Here is an 8,110-nt window from a genome sequence, read left to right as displayed (position 1 = left end):
GCAAATATATCCTTAACTTTTTCATAATGCGGTTTTAATTCGGGTCTTTCAACCAAAATTCCGTCTATTAGTACATTCTTACCATGGTCAGAAAATAGTTTAGCAGTATGATACATCATAATAATTGCATCACTTAAATATTTCCAATAATCTTCACGGRGATAGTTATCGCCTATTGTATTTTCAAAAAGGTCATTTGCAACAACATAAAAAAATTCATCTGATTTTAACTGTATAGCATCTACTATAGATGTTTTTCCAGCACTAGTTACACCATTTAGAAATACGATTTTCCCTTTTTTCATCTTAATATGCCTCTCTTATTCATGATCATCAAAAAAAGAATACTATGGTGACGGTAATTTCCTGATTAGTATAACATTTGCACCAAAACGTGGTGATGTAAAGAACTGTTATAATTAATCCTGCCCGTTATTTTAATAAAAGACATGCTCTTAACATGACTAAAAAATCAAAAAACCCGACCTCACGAGGTCGGGTTTCTTCATGGTATTGGTGGAGGCGAGGGGGGGCGATACCTCTTATATACAGAATATTTCTCCGTCATATGCAAGTACAAAAATAAGCTATAGTTTCCCGTTAGCTTAAAGCTTATTTGTACACTCCTGATCTTTTTGTTTAGATCTTGTTATCTAAGGAATATTATTTGATGCACCATATGGATTGTTCATTTCTTGCTGTTTTAAATGCTCCCCAACTGGGACAAGCGTATTTTAATTTGTAAATGTCTCCATAGCCTCATGGGGAATCCTCTTCTTTATATGCGCTCATTGATTTTGATCAACAATTTCTTTAAGACTTGCTTCTCCTCGTTAGTAAGGGCTTGAACGATTTCATCCTCCACCTTTTGGAATGATTCATTAAAGCCTTCAATTAACTCAATCGCTTTTGGCAATACATATATATTTTTTTGCCGTTCATTATTGGCCGGGATTTTGCGCTCAATGAACCCTTTTTGCTCTAGACCTTGAAGCATGCTTGTAATACTGGCCCCACGCACATGAAACCGATCTGCAAGGTCCTTTTGAATAATATGATTATCTTGGTTCTCGTAAATATAGTCGATTACTTTTCCTTGTTGAGCGTTTAACCCTAGTTCCTTTATACTCTCGTCCGCTCTTTTCTTTAATTTAAGACCGATAATCTGAAACAAATCCAAATAAGGCGTATCCTTTCGGGATTGCATGATCGTCCCTCCTGAAATTGTTAGAAAGCTAATTGTAAGCAACTAAACTATACAGTGATCCTATACGAATGTCAAAAAACTTAGTTTATTGACAGTTAGATTTCTAACAGTTATACTTCGAATTGTTAGAAACAAACACATTGGAGGAATTTCAAATGGAGAAGATAAATCAAAATGCTGCGTTAGAACAAGTTACTGCGATTACAAATGTACGTATTTTTGATGGAGAACAAATTATTGCGTCAAGACATGTTGTCATCAAAGGGGAGTCCATTATTGCAGTGGGCGGAGACCTTCCGGCCGATGCAACGATTATCGATGGGGAAAATGCGACTTTAATGCCCGGTCTGATTGATGCACATGTCCACACCTCAATCGGCGGATTACGAGATGCCTTAAAATTCGGCGTTACGACAGAACTCGAAATGAAYGGCGATTTTACGAGAAGAGGACGCGAGATCCAGTTAAAAAATGTGGATGACGTTGCAGACGTCCGTTCTGCCGGCACAGCAATCACCGCTCCGGGCGGACACCCAGATGAATTGCTGCCGGATGGGGATGAAATACCGGAATTCGTATTAAGGGAGCTAGAAAAGTTATCGGAGGAAGACCGGGAAGCGATGTTGGCCGCATACGCTCACGATCACGATGAAATACCGCAAGTGACAACGGTGGAAGAAGCGATTAAACATGTGCATACTCAAGTGGAGAATGGTGCCGACTATATTAAGATCATGATTGAAGAAGGGACGGTCATGGGTGCACCCGGCCTGCCTGTTTTAAGCGACGAGATTCTAAAAACAGCCGTGACAGAAGCCCACAAGTTCGATAAGCTGGTCATCGCCCACGTCTTGACGGCTCTTTCATCGCAAGCAGCCATCGATTTTGGAGTCGACGGTTTGGGCCACTTGTTTATCGACAGACCCGAGTACACGTCCGAGTTGGTGAAATCCATAGCGGATTCAGGCGCTTTTGTTACACCGTGCTTGGTGTTGAACTCATCGATTGTTGGGAAACCGGCATCGGAATTGGCGAATGATCCGCGTGTTCATTCCAAATTAAGTTCGGATTGGATCGGTATTTTGAACTCAAGCTTCAATACGTTCCCGCAAGGCAATATGGAGAACAGCTTTAAGAATGTGATGGATCTTCACCGTGCCGGAGTTGATATTCTGGTAGGGACGGATGTTGCACCGGTTCCCGTTCCGAACCTTGGCGGCCTTGCTCACGGAGCAAGCGTCCACCATGAAATGCAGCTGCTGGTGAAGGCCGGGTTCACTCCAATTGAAGCTCTTCAATCGGCTACTTCCAAACCGGCCCGTTGCTTTGGTCTTCACGATCGCGGCCGTATTACCGAAGGTGCGCGCGCTGACCTTATTCTCGTAAACGGTGATCCGACAACCAATATCTCGGATACCTTGTCGATCACATCCGTGTGGTTCAATGGTTCGCAGCAACTAGGTTAATCGGGTTCGATCTCCCTGTACAATGTCGTCAATGCGAATGATGAGCGAACCGGAGATGATGATACCGTTGCTGATCGTAAAATCGACAAAAAGAGGGACTGCAGATCCAAATCCTCCTGTCAGGAACGACAGCCAGATCAACGTTCCTCCAGATACAATAAAACCCGTTTTATTCCCATTGGATTATCAATATAGTCATTGTTTAAATTTTACTACATTTTGAAACTATCCTGCCCGTTAGTTGAATAAAGGGTTACCAGTCGGCAGCCCTTTCATTATTGAACTATAGTGCTGTGGCTGCTGGCCAAAAAAATCGGCTATGATTAAATGTTCTTGTCCTAATACGGCTGCGGATATATGTTCTTGTCTTTCGCTTTGGACAAGAACATATATCCGCAAAATAAGAAAAACGCCTGATGGCGTCCTTGACGGCTAGTTCCAAAAAAACGGCCTCGCCGAAAATCCGGGGGGGATCGTCTTTGGGTCCGTTTATTGTATGGCATCAGTCCTTGAAGCGATAACTTACAAAAGCCAGCTGGCTGCTGTCCGGCGACCATTATTTACAATCAGGGTTCCTTGACCGCCGAATAACCGGACAAGCGTTTTTGTTTCACCGCCGCCGCTTGGCATCAACCTGATTTCCACGTCTTTATTTGCCGGATGGTCGTCCGGCGCGACATCTTCTTTGCGGTAAGCAATAAACGCAACGGTTTCGCCCGATGGTGAAACATGCGGGAACCAGTTATTGCTTTCATCGAAGGTCATTTGAGTCTGCTGGCTGCGGTCCTGTTCCATTCTCCATATTTGCATCAGGCCGGACCGCACGGAATTAAACCATATGTAGCTGCCGTCCGGAGAATATTCCGGTCCGTCATCCAGTCCCGGAAGATCGGTTAACTGCTTTTCCACACCGCCAGTCCGCGAGAAGGTATAGATATCATACTGTCCATTGCGTTCGGCCAGTAGGAAAGGGTTGTTCCTCCCGGGGACCAGCCGTGCAAATAACTGGGGGCAAGTGCTGTTAGATGAACAGGATCTCCCCCTTCCAGCGGAAATACATAGATACGGGACTGGCCGTCCTCCTGCGTATGATGACTCACTGCAAGATGGGAATTATCAGGTGAAAGAACATGATCGTTGTTGCACTGTGTGGCATAACCCGACTCGATGACAGCGCTCGTACGAGTAGCGATATCAAAGGCAAATATTCTTCCTAAACTGTTATAAATGAGCGTCTTGCCATCGCGGGTCCAGTTGGGCGCTTCAATCAGATCGTCGATATGGGGATAATACCATGCGCTCCCCAGTCTGAACATTCACGGTCTCCAGCATGCTGATGACATGGCGTCCGATTATTTTCTGCGGCTGCTTTAGCGTATTCATGAATTGTCCCCTTTTCTTTCCCTGGTAAATCACCTATTATATGCGATTTACCGTCCCTGCAGGAAGTTATGTTGTTTGCCCGGCGCTTTGCTTGAATTTGTATCTGACCGCTGATAACAGCCGAACGACTATATAAAGTATCAGAAACAGGACCATGAATCCGGCCGAGATCCGGTACATGAAAGCATAATCGGACATGGATGAAACGGCACCCAAAATCAAAGCTCCGACCGCTATACCCAGATCAGTCGTATTATAGAACATGCTGTTGGCCATGCCGTACTGCTGCGGCGTGCCGGAACGAAGCATCCATGCCTGCAGCGTGGGCTGAATGGACCCAAAGCCGAGTCCATATAACAGGGCGGACAAAATCAGCATCGACATCGTTGTTGTGTAGGATAGAACCATTAGCGCAGACACAACGCTGATCGCGGCAGGGATGAGAACAGCAGCATGTCCGAAACGATCGAATATTTTGCCTGAAACGGGCCGGATAATGATCACTGCAATCGCATTGAACAAAAAGAACAGGCCGACCTGCTCCAAATGAACAGATTCCCCGAACAAGGCGATAAAGCTGAGCAGACCGCCATAGGTCACAGCCAAAATAACATTAAGCAGTCCGGGGATTAATAATTTGGCATGGAATAATTGCTTGGAAGCGGAGCCTGCTGCTGGCGCTGTTTTCTTGCTGGTATCAGGCGGAATCGCCCGCGATAGCAGCAGAATGGGAAAAATAAGCAGGATGGTCGCCGTGCCAAGCATGGCAAGTGTCGTGAAACCTGCATGCTTCATCACGCTTAATCCGATAATCGGTCCAACAGACATAGCCAGACTGGTTGAAAGGCCGAAATAACCGATGCCTTCCCCCATCCTTTTGCCTGGAATAATTTGAGATACCAGCGTTGGAATAATCGTACTCGCCATTCCGAACCCGATCCCGAAACCAACCCGCATGACAAGCAGCATACCGACTGAACCCGCGGCAACAGACATTACGGTGAACAGACATGCGGCAGCAAGTCCCGCATACAAAATCACATTGCGACGCACTTTACGCATAAGTTGGGCGGTTAATAACCGTGTAATAATTGTTGAACCGGCAAACACGCTAATGATTAGACTTACGGTCATATCGTCAGCCTGAAAAGCGGATTTCACATAGGCCGGGAAAGCCGCAAGCAGCATCTGCAAATTCAAAAACAACAGCAGGGTGCTAAGGGTAAGAATCAGAAACGGTTTGGTCCAAAGCCTGGAACTGCTTTCTTGGGACTGCATATTTTTATGCTCCTTCCGGACATTATGATAATTGGCTCACATGATGATTAATCCGCAGAAGAAGCTTCATGATCATTTCATGCTCTTCAACCGTCATGCATTGTTTGATTTCCTGGTTTACCTGCATTTCAACCGGGAGGGTCTCCATGATCAGCGAAGCGCCTTTCTCTGTGCTGTGTACTTGAAAGGAACGTCTGTCGTTCTCCGCCATCTTGCGGCAGATCAGCCCCTTTTCTTCCAAATGGTCGAGAATCCGGGTCGTCGTCGGCTTATCCTTACCCGCCAACTCGGCAATTTCCTTCTGGATCAACCCCTCTGTCTGATCGACCTGGAACAGCACCGACCACTGCTCCGTTGTAATCTCATAATCCTTAAGGCGGGCCTGAAGAACATTCGTCATCTTGCGGTACGTGATGCCCATCAAAGCACCAAGCGATCGTTCAAGCACATTTTCATTTGCCGTCATAACCATCCTCCTTCTTAATTAGTTGTTTTAACAACTATATATAGAACAACTATTTTTGTCAACAGAAGAAGAACAGGCTAACGCCCTCCTTATCGGTGACAGGACGAAGCTTTCACCTTTCCGATAATTAAGAAAAACCGTCAGGATAGATCTCCCTGACGGTCCATTAGGTTCTGCGCACATCGGAAATGTTGTACTCATACCCGTGAATTCCTTTGTAATACTCCGGGTACATCTCTCCTCCACAATCCTCGCATGAGAATTTAGGGGGCACAAGGGATCCCCTCCGTCCATACGGTCAAAGTCCCGTACCATCTGAAGGGGAATGCGTTCTTCTCCGTTGCAGTTGAGGCATATGTGTACTTAACCTGCCCGTTTGTGAGTGGGTTCTTTTTTTTCGTTTTGGCTGGTTTGCGCTTCTTGGACACTGGTGAGATAACGAATCATCCTTTCTAGACAAACGTGGGTTATCCGGCAACGGGCATACTTCACCCGCAATTTCCCCACCTGTAGACAGACCTCCCCCTTGTATTCATAGTCACATTCACATTTTAGACAGACTAGTGGGTCCTTCCCTGTCGTGTGCCCGACCCGTTCACGCCAGGTTCTGCGTCGGAGGATACGCCGGATTCTCACTACCCATTTCCGGCTCACCTTCTGCCAGGCACTCATCAACTTCTTGCTCACGCCCTTTGTTCGCCGTGAGTAGACCCCATAGTAGCGAATCGTCTTGAAATGCTCATCCGGAATGTGCCGAATCAATCGCGTGATGAACGCTTCCACCGTCAAGGCTCGGTCTTTTCCTCGCCGCTGGTTTTATCATGGTAGCTGAACACCACGTATTCTCCGTCATATTCCTTGATCCGTTTCCTTGCTATGGCTGGGCGCCGGATGTATCGGCCTATGTATCGCAGCTGCTCACGAATGGACCCCCGCTGTTTCGGGGCATACACATAGAAGCCTTCACCATTTTCCGTATACGCTTTTTGCAATCTTGCTTGAACCTGCCTCTTTTCCGCTCCGGAAAGATGACTGCGAATTAGTTTTAACACGACGACCTGCCACTGCTTGCGCAGCATCTCAAACGGTATGAAGTCGTAGGTTTTCCACTCTCCATTTTTTTCATCCCCCCCCCATCGTCACGAGCATATGGACATGGGGATTAAAGTTCATCCTCGAACCAAATGTATGTAAGCCCACGATGACGCCAGGCGTCACCTTGAGCTTTTTTTGAAAATAATCTTGTACCACGCGCACCGCTTCATCCATGTAGGCTTTGAGCAAATGGCGGTGCACCAAAAAGACATCCCACAGCCCCTCGTCTATCGTAAATACAACGTGACGATGGTGGACCTGCAGCACATCATCCAGCAGCAGCCTGCTCCATTCCTCGGTTTCCCCACAAGAGCAGGTGGTGCAAAACCGACCTTTGCACCGACATCCTTCGCACACCATGAGCATGAAGCCGTTCCGCGGATCTCCACATTTCCGGAACTTCTCCACTTCTTTCAGCACGCATGGCCGTATCCGGTTACGATCTTTTCTACAAATTGTTCCCAATGACGGTTCTCATCGAAAAATATCCGCTTTAAGATATTCGCTTCCATACCATCATTTTAACTCATCCTCCGTTTGCCTGAAAAAATATAAATTCTTTCTTTAATGTTGAAAAAGCCGCGCAGCGCGCAGCTCTCTATGCATATATGTTCTTGTTCCCCGACATTCATTGAACTAATGTTACCCGTTAGCTTGATTAGTGAGTTCAGTTTACAACTTTTATGTTTATCTTCTTCACCTTCTCCCTGCAATCTATCGGGAATGAGTTCAAGTTCTTATCAAAATCGGGAATGGGATAAAGTTCTTGTCATTTGTTTTTGACAGGAACCTTATCCCACAAAATAAAAAAGCCACGATTTTCGCGGCATTAGAGTATTTGTAATTGCCTAAAGATTTAATTCCATCCAATAATCTACTTCAATAAAACCAAACTTTTTATATACCGGTCTACCTAATGTTGAAGCCCCGAGCCAAATTTTTGATACACCTGCGATTCTAGCTTCATCAACTAATTTATTTAACAAAGTCGTAGCTATCCCTTGTCTGTATACATATTTGTGATATAGCCCATTTTACCACTCTTACTTGTGAATGAAGGCGGGAAATCATAGAAGATAATTGCACCCGTAGCAATAGTTTCTTCATTGTCTTCAACGATCCACTCGATTAACGAACCATCACTCATCTTATTGTGAAAAAAAGAATTGAGTTCGCTATCAATATCTTGATTCGGTTCAATCCCTTCATCAACTA

At 45.4% G+C, this 8,110-nt stretch carries 9 protein-coding genes and 2 pseudogenes; 1 reads left to right on the top strand and 10 read right to left on the bottom strand.

The window, feature by feature from the left end; all coding sequences use genetic code 11:
* Both AC1DSE_RS25595 and AC1DSE_RS25590 read right to left on the bottom strand, forming a co-directional pair.
* Window positions 1–305, bottom strand: a 305-nt coding sequence (locus AC1DSE_RS25595; RefSeq protein ID WP_477528384.1) for a phosphotransferase-like protein, incomplete at its 3' end; no start/stop codon positions are given.
* Window positions 306–778: 473 nt separating this feature from the next.
* Window positions 779–1,207: a MarR family winged helix-turn-helix transcriptional regulator gene (locus AC1DSE_RS25590; protein WP_477509323.1), complete on the bottom strand. Its 429-nt coding sequence runs from the start codon at window positions 1,205–1,207 to the stop codon at window positions 779–781.
* A 155-nt stretch (window positions 1,208–1,362) separates the two neighbouring features.
* Here AC1DSE_RS25590 and AC1DSE_RS25585 point away from each other — a divergent pair, with 155 nt between their 5' ends.
* Window positions 1,363–2,673, top strand: a complete 1,311-nt coding sequence (locus tag AC1DSE_RS25585; RefSeq protein ID WP_477509131.1) for an amidohydrolase family protein — start codon at window positions 1,363–1,365, stop codon at window positions 2,671–2,673.
* Here AC1DSE_RS25585 and AC1DSE_RS25580 read toward each other — a convergent pair.
* From AC1DSE_RS25580 to AC1DSE_RS25545, 8 genes and pseudogenes are all read right to left on the bottom strand, one after another.
* A complete protein-coding gene (locus AC1DSE_RS25580; RefSeq protein ID WP_477509132.1) occupies window positions 2,665–2,814 on the bottom strand; it encodes a hypothetical protein in 150 nt (49 codons plus the stop codon). The genes AC1DSE_RS25585 and AC1DSE_RS25580 overlap by 9 nt on opposite strands.
* Before the next feature lie 381 nt (window positions 2,815–3,195).
* Window positions 3,196–3,483: a TolB family protein gene (locus AC1DSE_RS25575; protein WP_477528383.1), complete on the bottom strand. Its 288-nt coding sequence runs from the start codon at window positions 3,481–3,483 to the stop codon at window positions 3,196–3,198.
* An 83-nt stretch (window positions 3,484–3,566) separates the two neighbouring features.
* Window positions 3,567–3,989, bottom strand: coding sequence for a TolB family protein (locus AC1DSE_RS25570; protein WP_477509134.1), 423 nt, complete (start codon window positions 3,987–3,989; stop codon window positions 3,567–3,569).
* 133 nt (window positions 3,990–4,122) lie between these two features.
* Window positions 4,123–5,334, bottom strand: a complete 1,212-nt coding sequence (locus AC1DSE_RS25565; protein ID WP_477509135.1) for an MFS transporter — start codon at window positions 5,332–5,334, stop codon at window positions 4,123–4,125.
* Between the two features lie 22 nt (window positions 5,335–5,356).
* Window positions 5,357–5,800: a MarR family winged helix-turn-helix transcriptional regulator gene (locus AC1DSE_RS25560; RefSeq protein WP_339203244.1), complete on the bottom strand. Its 444-nt coding sequence runs from the start codon at window positions 5,798–5,800 to the stop codon at window positions 5,357–5,359.
* A gap of 363 nt (window positions 5,801–6,163) precedes the next feature.
* Window positions 6,164–6,879, bottom strand: a pseudogene (locus AC1DSE_RS25555) (transposase).
* A 43-nt stretch (window positions 6,880–6,922) separates the two neighbouring features.
* Entirely contained in the window at window positions 6,923–7,315 is a 393-nt protein-coding gene (locus AC1DSE_RS25550) for a transposase zinc-binding domain-containing protein (protein WP_477528382.1), read from the bottom strand.
* Window positions 7,316–7,743: 428 nt separating this feature from the next.
* Window positions 7,744–8,110, bottom strand: a pseudogene (locus AC1DSE_RS25545) (GNAT family N-acetyltransferase); the annotation flags it as partial.

Source organism: Paenibacillus sp. 01L418 (assembly GCF_056400045.1).
This window is presented reverse-complemented; position numbering and strand designations above follow the sequence as displayed.